Source organism: Streptomyces sp. NPDC002306 (assembly GCF_053593435.1).
Map to the genome: position 1 here is coordinate 114,898 of NZ_JBSFCK010000018.1, position 20,826 is coordinate 135,723.

12 protein-coding genes and 1 pseudogene are annotated in these 20,826 nt (G+C 68.8%); 4 read left to right on the forward strand and 9 right to left on the reverse strand.

Annotation, left to right across the window (positions count from 1 at the left end; translation table 11 throughout):
- Window positions 1-104 precede the first annotated feature (104 nt).
- The 3 genes from ACWCQK_RS28470 (at window position 105) to ACWCQK_RS28480 (ending at window position 8,717) form a co-directional block, all read left to right on the forward strand.
- A complete protein-coding gene (locus ACWCQK_RS28470) occupies window positions 105-1,178 on the forward strand; it encodes a methyltransferase (protein ID WP_451159698.1) in 1,074 nt (357 codons plus the stop codon).
- A gap of 1,300 nt (window positions 1,179-2,478) precedes the next feature.
- Window positions 2,479-4,737: a M4 family metallopeptidase gene (locus ACWCQK_RS28475; protein WP_451159700.1), complete on the forward strand. Its 2,259-nt coding sequence runs from the start codon at window positions 2,479-2,481 to the stop codon at window positions 4,735-4,737.
- Between the two features lie 77 nt (window positions 4,738-4,814).
- Entirely contained in the window at window positions 4,815-8,717 is a 3,903-nt protein-coding gene (locus ACWCQK_RS28480; RefSeq protein WP_451159702.1) for a S8 family serine peptidase, read from the forward strand.
- A 142-nt stretch (window positions 8,718-8,859) separates the two neighbouring features.
- Here ACWCQK_RS28480 and ACWCQK_RS28485 read toward each other — a convergent pair whose 3' ends face one another.
- Entirely contained in the window at window positions 8,860-9,903 is a 1,044-nt protein-coding gene (locus ACWCQK_RS28485) for a questin oxidase family protein (RefSeq protein WP_451159704.1), read from the reverse strand.
- Window positions 9,904-10,379: 476 nt separating this feature from the next.
- Between ACWCQK_RS28485 and ACWCQK_RS28490 the strand changes: the two are divergent.
- A pseudogene (locus ACWCQK_RS28490) lies at window positions 10,380-10,529 on the forward strand (DNA-binding response regulator); the annotation flags it as partial.
- A 256-nt stretch (window positions 10,530-10,785) separates the two neighbouring features.
- On the opposite strand, the gene ACWCQK_RS28495 reads toward ACWCQK_RS28490, so the two are convergent.
- The 8 genes from ACWCQK_RS28495 to ACWCQK_RS28530 form a co-directional block, all read right to left on the reverse strand.
- A complete protein-coding gene (locus tag ACWCQK_RS28495; protein WP_451159706.1) occupies window positions 10,786-11,178 on the reverse strand; it encodes an LppU/SCO3897 family protein in 393 nt (130 codons plus the stop codon).
- Window positions 11,179-11,980: 802 nt separating this feature from the next.
- Entirely contained in the window at window positions 11,981-12,562 is a 582-nt protein-coding gene (locus ACWCQK_RS28500; protein ID WP_451159708.1) for a hypothetical protein, read from the reverse strand.
- A 1,183-nt stretch (window positions 12,563-13,745) separates the two neighbouring features.
- Complete coding sequence (locus tag ACWCQK_RS28505; protein ID WP_451159710.1) at window positions 13,746-14,642, reverse strand: sigma factor-like helix-turn-helix DNA-binding protein; 897 nt, start codon at window positions 14,640-14,642, stop codon at window positions 13,746-13,748.
- A gap of 384 nt (window positions 14,643-15,026) precedes the next feature.
- Complete coding sequence (locus ACWCQK_RS28510) at window positions 15,027-15,626, reverse strand: YceI family protein (protein ID WP_451159712.1); 600 nt, start codon at window positions 15,624-15,626, stop codon at window positions 15,027-15,029.
- A 119-nt stretch (window positions 15,627-15,745) separates the two neighbouring features.
- Window positions 15,746-16,489, reverse strand: coding sequence for an SDR family oxidoreductase (locus ACWCQK_RS28515; protein WP_451159714.1), 744 nt, complete (start codon window positions 16,487-16,489; stop codon window positions 15,746-15,748).
- 128 nt (window positions 16,490-16,617) lie between these two features.
- Entirely contained in the window at window positions 16,618-18,348 is a 1,731-nt protein-coding gene (locus ACWCQK_RS28520; protein WP_451159716.1) for an L-aspartate oxidase, read from the reverse strand.
- A 655-nt stretch (window positions 18,349-19,003) separates the two neighbouring features.
- Window positions 19,004-19,273, reverse strand: coding sequence for a hypothetical protein (locus tag ACWCQK_RS28525; protein WP_451159718.1), 270 nt, complete (start codon window positions 19,271-19,273; stop codon window positions 19,004-19,006).
- Window positions 19,274-19,309: 36 nt separating this feature from the next.
- A complete protein-coding gene (locus ACWCQK_RS28530) occupies window positions 19,310-20,206 on the reverse strand; it encodes an RNA polymerase sigma-70 factor (RefSeq protein WP_451159720.1) in 897 nt (298 codons plus the stop codon).
- Window positions 20,207-20,826 lie beyond the last annotated feature (620 nt).

The window sequence follows — 20,826 nt, forward strand, 5'->3', positions numbered from 1 at the left end:
TCACAGAATCTCCCACACGAAATGTCACGTCTTGCGTTTACACAACTACTGTAAGTGTTCACACGTAGTGCTTCGGCCCACCACGACCCCGATCGGAAACCACGATGTCGACCATGCCCCTGGCGGCCGCCTCCTGCCCGTCCGCCGCAGTGCCCGCCCCCGCCCTCACCCCCATTCCGCTGATGGAACTCACCACCGGCTTCTGGCGGTTCAAAGCGCTGGCGGCCGCTGTCGACCTCGGCCTGTTCACCACCCTGTCCGGGCTGGGCGACGCGAACGCCGCCGAACTGACCGCGGCTCTGGGTCTCGACCACCGGCCGGCCCGCATGCTTCTGGCCAGTTGTGCCTCTCTCGGCCTGCTCGTGCGTGAGGACGACCGCTACCGCAACAGCGAGACGGCGGAGCACTTCCTCGTCGAGGGCCGACCGCACTGGTTCGGCGGATTCGTCCGGTACTCGGACCGGCATGCCTACCCCGCCTGGCACCACCTTCAGGAGGCCCTGCTCGCCAACCGTCCGACCACCTGGGACCCCGACACCCAGGAGTCCGCCTTCGTCACGGCGGACCCCGAGATCCTCCGGGACTTCTGGGGGGCGATGTTCACGCTGTCCTCGTTCACCGCCGACGCCCTCGCCGACGCCCACGACTTCACGTCTCACCGCCGGCTCCTCGACGTGGGCGGCGGCACCGGCGCCTTCCCCGTCGGCCTGTGCCGCCGCTATCCCCACCTGCGGGCGACCGTCCTGGACCTGCCGCGTGTCACCGCCATGGCTCGCGAGAAGATCGCCGGTCTCGGCCTCGAGGACGCCGTCTCCACCCACGACGGTGACTTCCTCGCCGACCCGGCCCTCCCTGAAGGCCACGACGTGATCCTGCTCAGCATGATCCTGCACGACTGGGACGAGGCCACGGGTCGCGCTCTGCTCGCCAAGTGCCACGCGGCACTGCCTCCGGGCGGCGCGGTCATCATCTGCGAACTCGTCCTCGACGACGACGAGACCGGACCGGCCCCCGCCGCCCTGATGGGCTTGAACATGCTGATCGAGACGCGCTCCGGCCACAACTACACCCACGCCGAATACGCTGACTGGCTGGCCGGTGCCGGATTCACCGACACCACCACCGTGCCGCTCGTCGCGGCCGGGGCGAACGCCGCCATCGTGGCCCGTAAGCGCTGAATCATGGCGCCGACACGGACGTTCAGACGTGGTGGTAGGGGGGACCGTGTCCCCGGATCCCCTCACCTACAGTCCAGGACGATCGTCCGGCTGAAGGCTCGTGGAGTGCTTCGCCGCGCAGGCGACCGCCCTTCACGACCACGCAGGTAGACAGCCCCGGCCGAGCCCGACGCCGTGGCCGTCCACGTCGCCGCTGGGACCGCACTCCACACCGGCTGACGGCGGCCACCCGGACGCGGCGACGGCCAGGACCTCGTTCACGAGGTGGTCGGCCGCGTCCGGAGAGCCATGTGCGCGGGCCCGCTCTCCCCTCGACCGCCGCAACCGGGCATCGACCGACAGCGGGCCCAGCGCGTCGCGCGACCTCGCGGCCACACCTGGCCAACGAGCGGGACCGAGGCGCCGGCCTTTCCGCGGATGGCGCGGATTGCAGGACCGCTCGTGGCCCGCGGACGACACCGGCGGCACGAACACCGCAGGCCGGCCCAAGGCGTCAGCTCAGCCGGTGTCCCGCCCTGCCGGCGCATGGCGGCAGAGAAGCAGTGATGAGCCGCTTCGTGGCGGGCCGGCGACGCGCCTGCTGTCCCGGCCGGAGTTCGACCACGCCGACTAGGCGCCGCACCGTCTTCGGCGCCAACTCTGCAATACAGTACGGTTGTTTCGTACCGTGCCTGCGTCGGTGAACGCCATTCGTTTCCGCCGCCGCCGTCAGGATCTGCCGGATATACGGGAACGGATAATCTCGCGACGCAATTGTGCCGGTCGACGGCGCGCCACCCCAACGGGCGTATGCGTGCCGCGATTTGGTATCGCCCCTCCCTCGGCAGGAGCAGCGCGGCGACGGGGCATCCGGCCGTGTGGGGAGCACACAAGTGGCTCGGACCAGGCCGGATGAGGTTGCCGGTCAGGAGAGGGTGTCGGCGCGGATCGCGCCGGTGAGTGGGTCGGGGCCGACCTTGCAGGCCCCTCCTTCGGGACCGGACGCACGTAATTCTTTACATTCTTTACGGTCACGTTGCACGAACAGTGTCGCGGCGGCGTGCTGTCGACGCGTGGCGCCAATGAGACATGTCGCAGTTACGACACCCGTGGCTAGTGACGCTTCAGGCTCTTTTAACCAATCCTTTCGGAGAGTTTCATCCCTTGCTGTGCGCACGGTGTCTTACAGCGCGGTGATCGCCTGACACAGCGGCCACATGGGGCCTATCCACGCCGTCAGTTCCAACCGGGCAGCGCCGAAAGCCGGCTGCCCGGGCTGTTCACCGGCCGCCATCCCGTGGCCGCCGCAGAAGGAGTCCGAGTGAGACGAACTGCTCGCAAGTCGGTCGCAGGCGCGCTGATAGCAGGCGCCACGGTGCTCGCTGTCACCGCGTCGTCCGGCGCCGCGATGGCCGGTACGCCCCAGGCGCACGCCAGTGCGGTCCGGGTCCAGCCCCGGGCGGGCGCACTGCCCGTCCAGCTCTCGGCCGCGGAGCAGGCGAAGCTCCTCGGGACGGCTCTGGCGAGCCGAGCGGCCACCGCGCGGTCGCTGCGCCTGGGAGCGCAGGAGCAACTGATTCCCAAGTCTGTCCTGAAGGACGCCGACGGTTCCGTGCACACCCGCTACGAGCGCACCTTCGCGGGTCTGCCGGTCCTCGGTGGCGACTTGGTGGTGCACACGGCTGCCGACGGGACCTCGAAGGGGGCCGACAAGGCCACCAACGCCCTCATCAGCGTGCGGAGCACCACCGCGACCCGGTCCGCCGCTTCGGCGGAGGCCTTCGCGATAGGCCGCGCCAAGGCCGTCGGGGCCACCAGCCCGGCGGTGACCAGCTCCCGCAAGGTGATCTGGGCGGCCTCCGGAGCCCCGGTCCTGGCCTGGGAGTCCGTGGTCGGAGGTCTGCAGGACGACGGCACGCCGAGCCGGCTGCATGTCATCTCGGACGCGACGACCGGTGCCAGGCTGTTCGAGTACCAGGGGATCGAGACCGGCGTCGGCAACAGCGAGTACAGCGGCAAGGTCACGTTGGGGACCACGCTGTCCGGCTCGACGTACAGCCTCACCGACAACACCCGTGGCGGGCACAAGACGTACGACCTCGGCCACGGGGGCTCGGGTACCGGCACCCTGTTCACCAACTCCACCGACACCTGGGGTGACGGCTCGCCGTCCACCGCCGAGACCGCCGGTGTCGACGCCGCCTACGGCGCGCAGGTCACCTGGGACTTCTACAAGAACGTGATGAGCCGCAGCGGCATCCGCAACGATGGTGTCGCCGCCTACTCCCGCACCCACTTCGGCGTCGGCTACGAGAACGCCTTCTGGGACGACGGCTGCTTCTGCATGACGTACGGCGACGGCGCCGGTGACAAGCACCCGCTGACCTCGGTCGATGTGGCCGGTCACGAGATGAGCCACGGTGTCACCGCCGCCACCGCGGGTCTGGTGTACGGCAGTGAGTCCGGGGGTCTCAACGAGGCGACCTCGGACATCTTCGGCACGTCGGTGGAGTTCTACGCCGACAATGCCGCCGACGCCGGCGACTATCTCATCGGCGAGAAGATCGACCTGTACGGTGACGGCACCCCGCTGCGCTACCAGGACAAGCCCTCGCGGGACGGTGTCTCGCCTGACAACTGGTCCCCCGGCGTCGGCAATCTGGACGTGCACTATTCGTCCGGCCCCGCGAACCACTTCTTCTACCTGCTGTCCGAGGGCAGCGGGGCGAAGGTGATCAACGGCGTCAGCTACAACAGCCCCACCGCCGACGGTGTGGCGGTGCCCGGCATCGGCCGGGAGAACGCGGCCAAGCTCTGGTACAAGGCCCTGACCGAGCGTTTCACCTCCACCACCGACTACTCGGGCGCGCGGACCCAGACTTTGCAGGCCGCCGCCGACCTGTGGGGCGCCGGAAGCGCCACCTACAAGACGGTCGCCGACACCTGGGCCGCCATCGGTGTCGTCGCCCGCGTCACGGTCACCAAGCCCGCGGACCAGAACACGGTCGTCAAGACCCCCGTGAGCCTCCAGGTCCAGGCGGTCAGCAACAACCCCGGAGCGCTGACGTACGCCGCCACCGGCCTCCCGGCGGGTCTGTCGATCAACGCGAGCACCGGCCTGATCTCCGGCACGCCCACCGCCGTCGGCCTTCGTACCGTGACGGTCAAGGCCACCGACTCCTCCAAGGTCGTCGGCTCGGCGACCTTCGGCTGGGGGATCTCCACGGTCGGCGGCAACGTCTTCACGAACACCACCGACGTGCCGGTCCCGGACGCCGGCGCGGCCGTGTACTCCACCATCAAGGTCGCCGGCCGGGCGGGCAACGCGCCGAGCACCCTGGCGGTCGGCGTGAACATCGTGCACCCCTACCGCGGTGACCTGGTCGTCGACCTGGTCGCCCCGGACGGCAGCCTCTACCACCTGAAGAAGTCCAACGGCTTCGACTCGGCCGCCAACGTCGTCGCCACCTACACCGTCAATGCCTCCGGTGAGACCGCCAGCGGCACTTGGAAGCTGAAGGTCCAGGACGCCTACCACCTGGACAGCGGCCACATCAACAGCTGGAAGCTCACCTTCTGAGCGGTGCCCCGTCCCCAGCCGGACAGCGCCGGGGATCCCAGCCCGACCGTTCCAGTCATACGAGAGGTACCTGACCCATGCTCAGAAACCGCCTGAAGGCGGCGATATCAGCGGGATTGATGCTGGTCGCCGGAGCCGTGCCGGCCGCGTCCGCGGCGCAGCCGGACCGCACCGGGACCGCCACCCGTCCCACCGCCGAGCCGGCGGCCCACTCCGCGACCGTACGGCTGGTGACGGGCGACCGGGTGACCGTGACGACGCTGCCCGGCGGCCGGCACACCGCGTCGGTGCAGCCCGGCCCCGGACGCGAGCACATTCCCTTCCGGACGCTGGAAGGGGACGACAAGGCCCTGACCGTGATGCCGTTCGACGCCCAGGGGCTGGTGTCCGCGGGCACCCTCGACCGACGCCTGTTCGATGTGACGGCCCTGATCGCCGATGGCTACGACGAGGCCCACTCCACCGCGCTGCCGCTGATCGTCTCCTCGCGGCCGGTGCCGTCACGGGCCGGAGCCCGCGTCACGGCGCAGGCGTCGAAGGCCGCCACGGCCACGGCCGACCGGCTCGTCGCGCTCAAGGCGGCCGCGACCCCCTCGCGCGACCTGGAGAGCATCCACGCGCGATCGCTGCGGATCGCCGACGGCGACCTGGGCACGTTCTGGAAGACCCTGACCCCGGGCACGTCCTCGGACGCCGCCCGCGCGGCGGTCACCCCGCGGATCTCCCTGGACGGCAAGGTGAAGGCACTGCTGGACCGCAGCACCGCGCAGATCAACGCCCCCACCGCCTGGAAGGCGGGCTACGAGGGCCAGGGCGTCAAGGTGGCCGTGCTGGACACCGGGGCCGACGCCAGTCACCCCGACCTCGCCGGGCGCATCGCGGAGGCCAAGGACTTCTCCGGCAGCGGGAACACCGGTGACCACTTCGGGCACGGCACGCACGTCGCCTCGATCGTCGGCGGCAGCGGCGCGGCGTCCAGCGGGACCCGCCGCGGAGTCGCCCCCAAGGCCGACCTGCTGATCGGCAAGGTGCTGGACGACAACGGCTTCGGCGACGAGTCGGGCATCATCGCCGGCATGGAGTGGGCGACCGGCGAACACGCCAAGGTCGTCAACATGAGTCTCGGCGCGTCCATCGAGACCGACGGCACCGACCCGCTGAGCGAGGCCGTCAACACCCTGACCGCCTCCACCGGCACGCTCTTCGTCGTCGCGGCGGGCAACGACGGCCCGGGGATGTCCACCGTCGGCACGCCGGGCGCGGCCGACGCCGCGCTGACCGTGGGGGCCGTCGACCGTGACGATTCCCTCGCCCCCTTCTCCAGCCGTGGCCCGCGCTTCGGCGACGGCGCGGTCAAGCCCGACGTGACCGCCCCCGGCGTCGGCATCGTCGCCGCCCGCGCGGCCGGCACCACCCTGGGCGACCCGGTCGACGCCAACTACGTCTCGCTGTCCGGGACCTCCATGGCCACCCCGCACGTCGCCGGCGCCGCGGCCCTGCTGGCCCAGCAGCACCCCGACTGGCAGGCGCAGCAGCTCAAGGACGCCCTGACCAGCACCGCCCACGTGGTGCCCGGCACCAAGGTGACCGAGCAGGGTGGCGGTCGCATCGACCTCGCCACGGCCATCGGCGCCGTCACGGCCACCGGCTCCGTCACCCTCGACCCGCTGTACATCGGCGGCGCGGCCGGGCAGCGGCAGACCGCCACCATCCACTACACCAACACCGGCGATCAGCCGCTCACCCTCTCCCTGACGGCCGGCCTGGCCACCGACACCGGCAGAGCGCTCCCGGCCGGAGTGGTCAGCCTGGGCGCCGACACCGTGCGACTGGCCGCGGGCGCCACCGCCGACGTGCCACTGCGCACCGACGCGACGCACGCCGTCCGCGGCAACTTCTACGGATACGTCACCGCGAAGTCCGCCGCCGGCGACGTGGTGGCGCACACCACGGTCTCCCTCGTGGTGCACGCCCCGCAGCACCGGCTGACCGTGGTCGTCCGGGACCGCGACGGACAGGTCGTGCCGGGCGCGCTGCCGAACATCTGGAGCCCCGCCGGCTGGGCGCAGTACACCGACCGGGACGCGGCGGTCGCCGTCGTCGAGGAAGGCACGTACTACCTCAACTCCGGCTTCTACGAGACGACGTCGGACGGTGACCAGGTGGGCGACGTCGTCGTCCCCGAGGTCAAGGTCACCAAGGACACGACGGTGACGCTGAACGCCGCCGACGTCACCGAGGTGAAGATCCGCACGCCCCGCCCCGCCGAGCAGCACGGCGTGATCAGCACCATGCTGTACCGCCAGATCGACGGCCACGGCCTGCTCCAGGGCGCCCTGTACTTCGACACTGTCAACCATCTCTACGTCAGCCCCACCGCTCCGGTCACCGACGGTGCCTTCGAATACACCACGCGCTGGCAGATGACGGCCCCGCAGCTGCTGGCGAAGATCTCCGGCAGCTCGCAGGGATTCCGCCCGTACTACGAGCCGTTCTCCCCGGTCTTCGGCGACCAGGGCGCCCGGCTGACCGCCGTGGACGCCGGGTCGGTCACGGCGCCCGACCTGCGCAATGTGCGCGGCAAGCTGGCCGTGGCCCGGTTCTCCTGGCCCACGGGCGACTACGCCGGGTTCTCCAAGCTCGCCGCCGCGGCCGGCGCCGAGGCGGTGCTCTTCGCCTGGGAACCCGCCGGAGGTGCCGCCTGGACCCGGTGGCAGCCGGACGGTGACCGCCTGGAACTGCCCTCCATGCGGACCAACTGGAAGAACGGCGGCGCCCTGCTGGACCGCATCAAGAAGGGCACCACGACCCTGGACTTCTCCGGCACCATGCACAGCCCGTATCTCTACGACGTGATGCCGGTCTCGAAGGGCTCCATCCCCCAGCAGATGGTCTACACCGTCTCGGACCGCAACACCGCGCAGGTCAGCGCCACCTACACCCGCACCGGCGCCTCGCTGTGGGCGAGCGAGCAGCGGTTCGGATGGCGGCCCTACCAGGACACCGCGTGGAACCAGTACAGCCGCTACGTGCCGGTGGGCCGGGAACGCCTCGAGTACGTCAGCAGTGACGCGGACACGCTGTGGAACCACACCGTGCACCACAACGTCGTCTGGAACGTCGACTTCGCCCTGAAGGCCGGCTCGCAGGACTCCCCGCACACCTACCGGCCCGGCCAGCACGCCACGGAGCGGTGGTTCGGAGCGGTGGTCCGCCCGTCGATCCCGCGCGGCTTCGCTCTGAAGTCGGTACGCAACGGCGACACCCTGTCGGTGTACGTGCCGGAGTTCAACGACTCCGGCACCGGCCACTGGTCGTTCTCCGAGCTGCCGGCCTTCGGCGGCGGAGTCGGCGGCCAGGGCGGCACGGGCAAGGCCGCGGCGAAGAGCAGCGGGTTCGACACGGTGCCCGACACCGCCACCGCGGTGCTCTACCGCAACGGCAAGCAGATCGCCGCGTCCGACAACGGCGCCTGGGGCAACCTCGAGGTGCCCCCGGGCAAGGCCACGTACAAGCTGGACCTGACGACGGCACGTGAATCGGACGACTGGCACTTCGCCACCGACACGCACACGGCGTGGACGTTCCACTCGGACACCGCGGCCCGCGCGACCATGCTGCCGCTGCTCCAGCTCGACTACGTCGCACCGGTCGACGCCAAGAACGCGATGGACCGGGCACGCACCCACAAGGTCGGCTTCAACGTCCGCATGCAGGACGGGATGCCCGCCCCGCGCGGAGTGAAGCTGAAGGTCGAGGCGTCCTACGAGGACGGCAAGAACTGGACGACGGTCAAGGCGACGCGGCACGGCGGCGACGGGCAGTTCACCGCCGACCTGCAGCGGCCGTCGTACATCCACGGCGACGCGTACGTGACCCTGCGGGTGACCGCGACGGACGCGGCCGGCAACAGTGTCCAGCAGACCGTGGTGCGCGCGTTCCTGCACCGCGGCCTCAAGTGGTACGCCAACTACCGTTGAGGTAAACCGTCCTGACCCGAACGCGGCGGGTGCCAAGGTCCTCGGACCCTGGCACCCGCCGCGTCGTCCGGCGCCACGGCGCACGCCGTGCCGTCGGCTCAGCTGCCCGCGACCGGTATGGAAACTGCAGTCATGGATCAACTCACCGTTTTGAGAAGGCAGGTTCGTTGAGTTCGATCGACCGCAGCCCCGCGGTCAGCGCCGCCTGGTCGCCGACGTCCAGGGCCGTGTCCGCGAACTTGATGGTGTGGTCGTCGCCGTGCGTGGCGGCGCGCTCGAAGATGTCCTCGGCGGTCAGGGTGCCGGTGGGGGCGTAGACCGCCGGAGCGGCCGGCGCGTACGCGGCGGTGACCGCCGCACTCGCAGCCCAGGCCGCCGCCAGCGAGGCGGGCCACAGCTCGCGGGGGAGTGCGGGCAGGGTACGCAGGACCGCGTTGGGCGCCGTCGCGGCATGGACCAGCATGATCGGCTCGCCGTAGCCGTGCGTGGCATAACGGTGCACGGCCGCGGCGACCAGCTCGGACAGGCCCGCGAGGGCCGCCGCGGGGTCCGAGGTCGAGGCGGCGGCCCAGTCGGGGAAGGCGGCCAGTTGGGCGAACCGGTCCCGGATGCCGCCGTTCTGCTCGGGGACCAGCGGTACGGCGTCGAGCGAAGCCGCCGCGCCGCGCGTCCGTCCGGACAGGGTGATCTCGGGCAACAGCTGATGACGTGCCGCCCAGTAGCCGAGCCCGTGTGCCAGTTCGGTGACCCGCGGGCCACCGGCGTCACCGCTCAGCAGGGTGCGTACGGCATGACCGACCCGGATCACCGGATGCGTGGCGCCCGCGGCGATACCCGGCAGCAGCCGGGGCCACCACTCGGCGAGGACATCCCGCCACGGCCGCTCGGCGGTCTCCCGCTCGAAGTAGGCCGTCCAGTCGCCGATTCGCCGTGGATCACCCAGCGCCGCACGCCAATTGGCTCCGCTGACAGGGGTATTGAGGCTCGGCATGTCCTCCAGCTTGTGGCGGTAGTGGTCCAGCCACCGGTGCACGCTCCCGGCCTGACCGTGGCGGACCAGGGCCTCGACCGCCATCGGCCCGTGGTTGCTGAGCCACCCGTGGCGCTCGGGTCCCGAGGTGTGCAGTCGCTGCAATGCTTCGTCGAGAGTGCCGGACGTGTCGAGCGTGCCTGTGGTGTGGTCCATCCCCGCACGGTAGAGCGAGGGCGGTGGCCTCCGTAACGGTCCCGAGTCGTAGGTCGCGGGACCGAACTCCTACTCCTACCAGGCCACTTCCCCGTACGACGGTAGCGGCAGCCCTTGAGCGGAAGGGGCCGCGGTCTGTTGGGATTCCCGCGTCCCAGAGCCGGTGGCGGGAACCAGCGCGTGGTCCCCCATCGCTCCTCGCGGTGGGGGTCGGGGGCACGGGTTTCGAACCTGACCTGCTATTCGGTGCGCAGAGCCGTGAAGGTTCGGGTCCTGGCGGCCCAGGCGGCGGCGCCACCGCCGCCGTGACCGTCGCATACGTCCCGGAACAGCTCCGGGTGGAAGTCACCGACACCGGTGGACGACCGGGCGTGGGCGCCCACCGGAAACGTCCGGGGCCTGATGGCCTGCGCGAGCGCCTCGCCGTCCATGACGGAACCCTGAACACCGGCCGACGTCTGACCGGCGGCTACCGTGCGGCCGTCCGTACGGTCCGCAGTAGCGACGCTCTCCTCGCGCCCGCCATCACCCGCCGCCTCGTGCAGCGGTTCGCTCAGCGCGGCGGCGACACCGCAGCCCTCCACCGTGACCTCGCCGCGCTCACGCCGCGCGAATTGGAGGTCCTAGCCGAAGCCGGGACGTGGGATCAGCAGCCGGAGCGGCTCAACGGGGGGTGCTCCGCGCGGCTTTCGAGACTCTGGGGGACCGGCCCTCGCGAGCCTGCCGCGGCGAGAGCATCACCCGGGCAAGCACCACATCCAGCCTCTGCTCTGCCTCGCGAAGAGGTACTTCGGCGACCCCGCACGGCCACTTCGCGTGGAGGTTCCCGGTGTCGGCGTCCGGCCGCCGACACCGGGAACCCTCAGCCTGTCGTGTGAGGGCTCACTTGAGGGGTTCGAGGCAGAGGGTGAAGTCCCGGCCCGCGCCGCCTTGGGTGTAGCGCTGGTACTGACCGTCGCAGGTTCCGTCCGTGCCGGAGGCTCGGCTCGCTACCTTGAACTGGGCTTCGGGGGTGCCGCAGTCCACGATCTCGAACTCCGGGTCGCCGACGGATATCACCCCGGTGGCAGTGGCGTTGGCGGCGTGCAGGCAGTCACCCGCGTCGGCGGTCGCGGCGCCCCCGAACCAGGTCGTATAGCCGCCGTACACGACGACGCCGACCACGACGACGCTGACGACTGCCCTGAGGGCGCCCTTGACGCTCACGCGGCGAGAGGGGGCCGGCGCGGCGGGGTGGCTGTACGGGTTGTGGCCGGGCGGCGGCGGAGTGGTCATCGGGGTCCCCCTGGGGTGTCGTGGGCAAGGTAAATCGGTGGCAAAAAATACCACCGTTGTCGCGACACCAGGGCCAGCTATCGCGGTCAACAGTAGATCTCTCTCAGCTCGGCGAGTTGGCCCAGCGCGGTGGGGTGGCCGCGTGCAGGGCGAAGGCTTCGGCGCCTATGCGGTCTCCGACGGACTCAGCTCGAACGGCAGTTGCGTGACCATGTGCCTCACTACGCTCCGCCTGGGGTTCGCGTGACAGCGCGTCACACGCGATCAGGTGGGGGTGGCGGAATGAGCACGCGTCGGCCGGCCCAGTACGTGCCCGCGGCGAAGGCCGCCGGGCTGACGTTCACCAGTCCGGATCAGGTACGTAAGACGGTGACGGCGAGGGCAGGCGGCTCCTGCGGTTCTCTCGTACGAGACCGTCACGCCGAACGGCGGACCAGTGTCAGCTCACCTCCGCACCCTCACCCACATGAGGCGCATCGTGTCCACCGTCACAACATCCAACGTTGGCGGTAGTCAAAACAAGTTTGATAGGCTGATGACAAGTGTTCAGGATGCTTCGGCTGCCTGTGCGCACCTGCGATGAGAAGCCCGCAGGTCGGTAGACGGGCGCCACACGATCCCCCCGTGTGGCGCCCGGCGCCGGCGGGCCGGTACGCGGGTTGTCAGTGGTGCGAAAACCTTACGGGGCGACTCGTGCGGTGGCGACATGCCGGGACCACCCGAGGACGGTGCGCTGACGAGGGCCGTCGGCAGACAGGCTTGGTCGGCCGGGCCGGACGAGGACCGTGCAGGCCAGGCAGACCTATGAGCGGATGGCGCGGTAGAGCCCGCGGCCGGTGCGCTGGATGCGAGATGTACCCACGAGCCGGTCGAGCGTGCTGCGGACCGCGTTGACGCTTCCACTGTCGGAGTCACGGCCGAGAGCCGCCGCGACATCGCGGGCCCTCACGTCGGCTTCGCCGGTCTCGGCGAAGAACACCAGAATCTGGTGAGTGAGCCGGCCGTAGTTGCTCTGCTCGCCGGCATCGTCGACGGATGGGACATTCTCCCCGCTGACCTGCGGCTCCTGGACGGGCAACGTCGATTTCCGTTCGACATCCGCGGGCCTGGGAGACGATACGTCCGACGGTTGGCCGGCAGTCGCGGCGATGTGGCCCTGCTGCGGGCCCGCGGCAGGGGAGACGACCATCGAGGCTGCCGCGCCCGGGCCGGGCATCAGGGCCTCAAGGGCACCAAGGGCGCGCTCCACCGAGCCCAGATGCGCCATGACCGCAGCCAGCTCCCGTTCCAACGCCTGCTTCTGTACCTGCAGGCGTGCCAGCTCCACCTGAAGGCTTTCAGCCGTCATCTCAACATTTCGTGCCGACTGAGATACAGGGACCATGTGTTCCTCTCATCTTCAACTCTTCCGCGCCCAGTCAACCTTGGTACCGCCTAGCCCGGACGCGACCGAACCTACCCTCCCTCAACACTATATGTAGTGGGTCACCCAGGGTGTAGACAACCGAAACGGGCGCCCAGGTCAACGGACGGTGACCGCAACACACAGGAGGCGAGCGAGCACGCTCCTGTACTGCGGAAAGGTCATTTGCGGACGTCCTGCTGAGAGCGAGCGGACAGTAACTCGTATCACGGAACAGTGGCACGCCTGCACCCTCGATCACGAAGGGCTGACTGACGGGACCGTGTGACTTCGTTGCCCGCGCGGGCCTCGGAACCGGGTGATCGCGCGATCTGCCGAGAGACGGGTTGCGAAGGGTGGCCGTCCGTCTCGGCGAGTGGACCTGACCGTTCGTACCGGGCCCGCGGATGTCCTGCGTGGCCCCCCGGCTCATCGGCCGGCCTGACCGCCCCGACTCCGGTCATGAACAGGGGAAGTCAGGCGGTGAAGACTCGCGGATACTGCCATGATGCGTGCATCGACATCATCGATGGCCTCCTGCAGCATGCGCAGGCGCGCCTCCAGCAGAGCTGCCTCGGCCGACAGGAAAGCACTGGCAGCGGCGGCGGATCGTTCGTCAGGGTCTCGGCGTGACGTCATGCGGCCTTCTGCGGTTCAGTCCGGGTGTCGTACGGAGCGGAGGACGGGTTCACCCGGCTTGTTCGATCTCCTGCCGGGCACACTGTGTCCAGCACCGCGGTGCGCCCGCGGGTCGGCAGCGTCCGGATGGCCGGTGGACGTGACAGGCAGGGAACGGTCATCGAGTGGCGCCGCGCACGTCGGCCCGTCCCAGCTGCGCATGCTCTGTGGTCGGCAGCGCCGAACAGAGCAGCACATGAGCGGCGGCCGTTTGAGCGCCGGGCGATACCGGTTCGCGACCTCATGGACGTCCTTCCTCTCTGCGCGATGGACACGCGGTGGTGGAGCCACCGTGGAAGTGACCGGACAGCCGCGGGAGATGTGACAACCGCGCACAGTGATCCGCTGCGACACAAGCTCCCGGCCGAGTGGACGAGCACCTGAGCGCTCAAGGGTGGCGGCGGCCACCATCCGTCGCCAGTGACCCGCTCAGCCGGCCGTCCGACTGCCTGAACCGCCATGTCAGCGGGCGGAAGGAAGCGACGTCCTAGGCCGTCGACCAAGGTCGGTTGGTGTCGGGCTGGTTCCACGAGCGCAGTTTGTCCGGGTTGAGGATGACCCACACCTGCACGACGTGACAGGCCGCGACATCAAAGCAGATGACGGCGGCCACCTGGTGGTCGTAACGCGCGACGACGCCGGTGCGTCCGTTGACGGACCGGGTGTGCAGTGTCGTGCGCGGTCGTCGGGCCAAGAGAGTCAGCAGACTGTTCGCGATCTGGACGTTGCCATGCACCGGCTTGATGGTGGTGCGGACCTTGCCGCCGCCGTCGAAGAAAGCTGTGGAATCGGGTGCGAGCAGTGAGGCCAAGAGAGAGGAGTCCTGCGCCACGAAGGCTTTCCGGAGCAGGTGCGCCATCGCGTCATGCTGCTGTGGCGTCGTCGGCTGCGCGCGATGGGCCTGGAGACTGCTGCGCGCGCGGCCGGCGAGCTCGGCACACTCCGGCTCCGACCGGCCCACGATGTCGGAGACCGCGCCCGGTCTCATCCCGAAGACGTCGTTGAGTACGAACGCCGCGCGCTCAGCAGGAGACAAGGAGTCCAGCGCACGCAGCAGAACCTCGCTGATCTCCTCCTCGAGCGCAATCCGGTGGTCGCTTCCCGCTTGGTCGGCAAGTCTGTTGTCACTGACACGCACGTGCTCACGCTCAGCCACAGCGAGCCGGGACACGCAGATACTGCCTGCGACCTTCGCAAGCCACGAGCGGGGTGCCTTGATGTCCGCTCGCGCGGGCTCGGACAGCTCGAACCACCGGCGGTAGGTCTCGTCAATGACTCCCTCGGCCTCGCTGGTGTCGCCCAGCATCCAATAGGCGATATCCAGCAGATGGCGCCTCTCGTCGAGCAGCTCCGCGATCGGTACCGCGTCGTCCGGACGTGCCATGACGTATCCCTCCCTCGCGCATCACAACTCGGCGTTCGACGTGGACCGTGGTGAGTGACTGCTCCAGCGTCGGCATGCGCAAGTGCTCCCAGCCGATGCCAGGTCGGGGAGCGGTGCGAACCGATGCCCGCGATCTGCTGCGCGCGGGACCGCGATGGTGGGCCGGGTGGTGTCCCTCTCCGCTCCAGAGGTACACCACCCGGCGGGGGTGCGCGCCGCCCCGGTCCCACGGGGCGGCGCGCGCAAGCCGGTCATTCCGTCATCCCTGGGAAGCCCGGCTTGGGCAGTTGAGGCCGGCGTCGGCAGCACGGCGGCCTCCCATGAACTTCAGTGGTGGGTCAGGATCGCCGTCCGGGTCACTCCAGCACGGCGGCAGGCGGATGGTCAGGAAGGGGGCGCCTGGAAGGCTCGAATTGCCGAGAGGTCTATGACCAGTGATATCTCGCTGCTCTTCGGTACGGCCCCCGCGTGGAGTCGCCTGTTCCAGACGAATCCCCAATCCAATGGCTTGAGTGCCGCCTTACCTTCGAATTCCACCCGTTCCTCTCCCATCGCCTCGTGACCTGTCCCAGTCGGCTTGAGGTCAATGGTGATGGGTAGTTCCGTGTCCCTTATTCTGAGATCGCCGGTGAGACGCGCAGCCGCGTTTTCCGTGTCTTCGAAACCGATCGATTGGAAGGTCATCAGAGGAAACGTCGCTGAATCGAAGAAGCCAGGACCCTTGAGATGCTCGTCCGTCTGCCGATTCCCTGTGTCCAGGCTTCCGGTCTGCACACTCATGTAGGCCTCGGAACGGTGAGGGTCAACGGTGTCGAGTTTGAGCAGACCTTCAAAGGAGTCGAACGAACCGTAGACATCGGAGAATGCCGCGTTCCGAAAAGAAAAGCCGATCATGCTGCGAGCCGGGTCGATGATGTAGATGGTGGGCGTAGCTCTGTTCAACCTTGCGATGGGTTTCCCATCCCGGCTGCGGCTTTTGGGCATGCGAGCGGCTTCTTTCGGGCGGTATCTCCCCTGAGTGTTCCGGTAAAGGTCGGATCGTCCAGCGATTCGGGGGAGGAGGTCCAGGGGGTCCTGCTGCCAGGACCCCCCGGGCGTACGTGTTACTGCTGTGCGAGCCAGTCCGTGAAGTGGGTGTCACCGAGGTGCGCGTCGGCACTCGGAAGGAGCGTGGACTCCTCCAGCTCGGTACCGAAGTACGGAGCGTGAGGGTCGGTCACAACGGTGCGCGGGTCGTTCTTGGCGGCGAGACCCTTGCGGATGAGTTCGTCGAGCCGGAAGGTGTCGGGGCCCGCGACCTCGACCAGGCCGTTGACGGGCGCGCCGACGGCTGTACGGCCCACGGTCGCGGCCACGTCGTCGGAGAAGACCGGCTGGATCTTCACGGGGGCCAGTCGCACGGTGTCACCGTCGGTCGCCGAGGCCGCGATGCCCTTCACGAATTCGAAGAACTGGGTTGCGTGGACGATGGAGTACGGAACACCAGAGTCCTTGATCAGTTCCTCCTGGACCTGCTTGGCCCGGAAGTATCCGCTTCCCTGGAGGCGTTCCGTTCCTACGACGGAAAGCGCGACGTGGTGAGTGACGCCTGCCTCGGCCTCGGCCTTGAGGAGGTTGGTGGTCGAGGTACGGAAGAACTCCATGACCGCATTGTCCTCGAACGACGGGGAGTTCGATACGTCGACGACGACCGCCGCGTTCTTCAGCACATCCGCCAGACCCTCACCGGTCAGCGTGTTGACGCCGGTGTTGGGTGAGGCCGGCACTGCTTCATGCCCGTGCTGGTTGAGCTTTTCCACGACCTTCGAGCCGATGAGTCCGGTACCGCCGATTACTACGACCTTCATGATGGAGATCCTTTCGAGGGTTTCCTATAGGCAGGGGCTGTGGGGGGTTTCCCGCCCCCTCCCCGCATCCTTAAGGTTGGTCTTCACCATCAAAGACAGGGGTGCGATCAGATTTGTGACATGGACCGCTATTCGGCGAGCTTTCCGTCGGTCGACACCTCTTCCATCAGAGAGGAGATCTCCTCAGGAATGGCGGGGATGGCTTCCCTGGTGACACCTGTGCTCGGGGACCAGACGAGGTTGACCTGCAGCGCGGGATCCATCGTCGGATAGTCGCTGCGGTTGTGGCAGCCACGTGTCTCACGGCGCTCGAGGGCTGCCTCGAGGGTGGCCCGCGCGGCCAGGGCCGCGCCCTTCAGGTCGAAGGCGTGGGCAAGGTCCTGGTAGCCGGCGATGTCAGGATGGATGCCGACGTCCTCCATCCGCTTTTCGATCGCGCTCAGCTCCGTGAGTCCGGCCCGCAGCCCCTCCTCGTCACGGACGACACCGGCGTGCTCGGTCATGGTGTTGCGGATGGCCCGCTGCAGGGCCCGGACGTTCTCCGGCCCGTCCGCGGCAAGGAGTCCGTCGACCTCCGCCCGGGCCTCGGCCACCGCGGCCGTCGACCGCGGCTGCGCGTGCAGCGACTCCGAGTAGGTGGCGGCCGCCCGCGCGGTGATGCGGCCGAAGACCAGCAGTTCGATGAGGCTGTTGCCACCGAGGCGGTTGGCGCCGTGAAGGCCGCTGGACGCCTCGCCGATGGCATAGAGACCACGGACGTCGGTGCTGTGGTCCTCGGGCCTGACCCAGACACCGCCCATCGAGTAGTGCGCGGTCGGCGCGACCTCGATCGGATCGCGGGTGATGTCCAGCATCTGCAGGTCCAGCAGCGTCTGGTAGACCCGGGGGAGCCGGTTCATGATCGTCCGCCGGGGGAGGTGCGAGACGTCGAGCCACACTCCACCGTTGGGCGTGCCGCGGCCTTCTTTGATCTCCGTGTACGAGGCGAGTGCCACGCGGTCGCGGGTGGAGAGTTCCATCCGCTCGGGGTCGTAGCGTTCCATGAACCGCTCGCCCAGCCGGTTGCGCAGGATGCCGCCCTCGCCGCGTGCCGCTTCACTGACCAGCGTCCCGGCCGCGTTCTCCGGCTCGATGATGCCCGAGGGGTGGAACTGGACCAGCTCAGGGTCGCGCAGCCGGGCTCCCGCCTCGACGGCCAGCCGGAACGAGTCACCGGTGTTCTCGTCGCGCCGAGACGAGGTACGCCGCCAGATACGGGTGTGTCCGCCGGCCGCGAGGATGACGGCGTCGGCGTGGATCAGGTACCGCGTCCCGCTGGTGAGGTCGAAGCCGTACGCACCGAAGACGGCACCGTCGTGGACCAGGAGCCGGGTGATGTACACGCTGTCGAGCACGGGGACTTTGAGCTGGCTCGCCCGGCGGATGAGTGTGCGCTGGATCTCCAGACCGGTGTAGTCGCCGGCGAAGGCGGTGCGCCGGAACTTGTGCGCGCCGAAGAACCGCTGCGAGATACGGCCGTCCTCCTCCCTGGCGAAGGCCATGCCGTAGCGCTCCAGATCGTCGATGCCCCGGGCGGCGCCGCGGGTCACGATCTCGGTGGTGCGGGGATCGGCGAGCAGGTAGCTCTCCTTGAGGGTGTCCGCGGCGTGCTGCTGCCAGCTGTCCTCGGGGTCCATCGTGGCCAGGGCCGCGTTGATGCCGCCGGCCGCGAGTGCCGTGTGGGCGTCGTCCTTGGCGCGCTTGCCGACGGCGAGGACGTCCATACCGGCTTCGGCCAGCTCGATCGCCGCGCGCAGGCCGGCTCCGCCGGTGCCGATCACCAGCACCGTTGCGGAAAGACGTTGTTCTCTGACAGACATGAGGGCTCCGATCGCCTGGTTCTCATCTCTAGGACCGGGCGATGCGGATGTTTGTGACAGCCGCGCAAGTGCGACAACCCGCGTGCAGGGGGTGGTGCGTGCGGCGGCTGTGACGGCCCGAGGCCGCCGCTTCACCAGGACGTGACCATGTCTCTCCGGAGGGCGGGTGCCGTCGGCGGCCGTGGCGCGGAAAGCCCCACCGCGTTCCCGGTGTTGTGGGGCGGGAACGCGGAGACGCGCGCGCTGCTCGAGCGTTGTCACGCTGTGCGGCGCTGTTCGGTCCTCTTTGCGAGGTCACGACTTCCAACCAGTCACGCCGGCTCATGTCCGGTGCCCAGTGCACATGGCTTCGGAAAGAGAACACATGCGCCGCCTACCGCGGATCGTTCGGATCGGCCCCGAGGAGATCGAGGGTGCCGCCGCGATGCATGGCAGGTGCTCCACGCACACACTGTGGAGCCGGTACCACCGGGCGATGGGAGATCCGCGTACCTACCTCGCCGCGCTGCTGGGCCGGCCGGGCTCGGTGCATCTGGCCGCGCAGGACGCGTCGGGCCGTCTCGTTGCCTTGGGGCACCTCATGCCGGATGGAGACAGCGCTGAGGCGGCGCTCCTTGTGGAGGACGAACGGCAGAACAGTGGACTCGGTACCCGGCTACTGCTCCACCTCGCTCACCATGCTGTGCGAGGGGGCTGGGGAGAGATCTACGGTCTTCTCCTCCCGGGTGATGAGCGGATCTCGGCAATTCTGCGACACGTCGACGTCGAGGTGCACAGCAGAGAGGAAGGCGGTGTGACGGTGGCCTGGGCGAAGACCGTCGATCTGGCGACCGCGTTGCCTGCTACGCGTCGCGACGGTCATCGTGGCCGGTGTTTCCGTCGCTCGTCGCCTGCCGGTGGCCAGGGTGCCGCCGTTGAAGGTCACCGTCGTCGGGTGGATCGCAGAGAACTCCGCGGGTAATCAACCAGCCACGGCCGTGGCATAGGCCTCCAGCTTGGCCGGGTTGATCACCCACATGATCCGATCGACGCCCTCGGAAGACACATCGACGGACAGGAGAGCCATGGCCTTGCCATCGACGAACACGAGAACGGCCGGTCGCCCGTTGGCCTCGACCCACCTGATGTCCGCCGATGGCCAGAACCGCGGAGCGAAAGCCACGAGGTACTTGGAAACGTGGGAACGTCCGACGACCGGGATCTTCGAGGCCCCTCGGACCCCTCCACCGTCGGCGTAGCTGACAACGTCTGCGGCGAGAACGTCTTCGAGCGCTCCCAGGTTACCCGTCTGCGCGGCGAAGAGGAACACGCTCAGCAGGCGCCGGTGTTCAGCTGGGCTGACGCGCTCACGGCGTTCCGCGGCCAGGTGCTTGCGCGCCCGGCTCACCAGCTGTCGCGCGTTGGCCTCCGTCGTCTCCAGGATGTCCGCGAGCTGTGCGTAGGGATAGTCGAAGGCTTCCCTCAGGACATAGGCGGCTCGTTCCACAGGATTCAGCTTCTCGAGCAGGAAGAGCACCGCGAGTTCGACGGCCTCCGCGCGCTCCGCACCTACGTAAGGATCTGAACTCGTGTCGATCGGCTCCGGAAGCCAGGGCCCGACGTACGCCTCGCGTCGCACCCTCGCTGACTGCGCGAAGTTGATGGCCAGACGGGTGGTGACCGTGGCCAGGAACGCCGTGGGCTCAAGAATGGTGGTGCGATCGGTCTTCTGCCACCGCAACCACGCCTCTTGAAGGATGTCTTCCGCTTCCGTGGAGCTGCCGAGCACGCGGTACGCGATGCCGAAGAGTTGCGGGCGTGCGGCGACGAAGTCTTTCGTCGCCTGATCCAGGGAATCAACGGTGTGATCAGAGTGCATGTCTGTCCCTCCGGGCTCCGACATCGCCACCCTACAAGTTGGTTCCGGAGCGCCCGGCGGGCGGGGGTTCGCATAGGTTGTGCCCAACCTTGTCTTCGATGTATCGGTTCCGCTTGCGCCGGACGCACCGGCATCGGCGAGCGCGGCGTGCGCGCTGCTCCTGGTGAGTCCTCGCTCGGGAAGGGCCCGAGCCCTCCGCAATCGGTCTGCCCCACCGGGTTGGTCAGCGCCCGCACGTCCGTGTGCGTGACGGTCCTGTCACAGCACGCGACGGCGTTGTTGTCTGCGTCACGGATCCGCCACGTGCCTGGTCATGAAACGAAACGGTCGTGCAACCGATGAAAGATGCAACACAGTGTCGGACAACCATGCGGCGCACCTGCACGGGGCCGGCGACGACGCAGGGCCGAAGAGCTGGATCACCGTGGCCAAGATGCTCCAGGACGCCTCACCCGGCCATGCTGTGGTCCCCGGTGACCGGCCTCGGTCACCACGCAGGGACGCGGCTGACCGCGACCATGACGAGGTTGTCCAGCGGTTTGAGAAGCGGTTCGAGACGGAGAACTTGCCGCTGTCCGCTGCGGAGCGATTGCGACGCAGTCCATGGGGTGCCCGGTCCT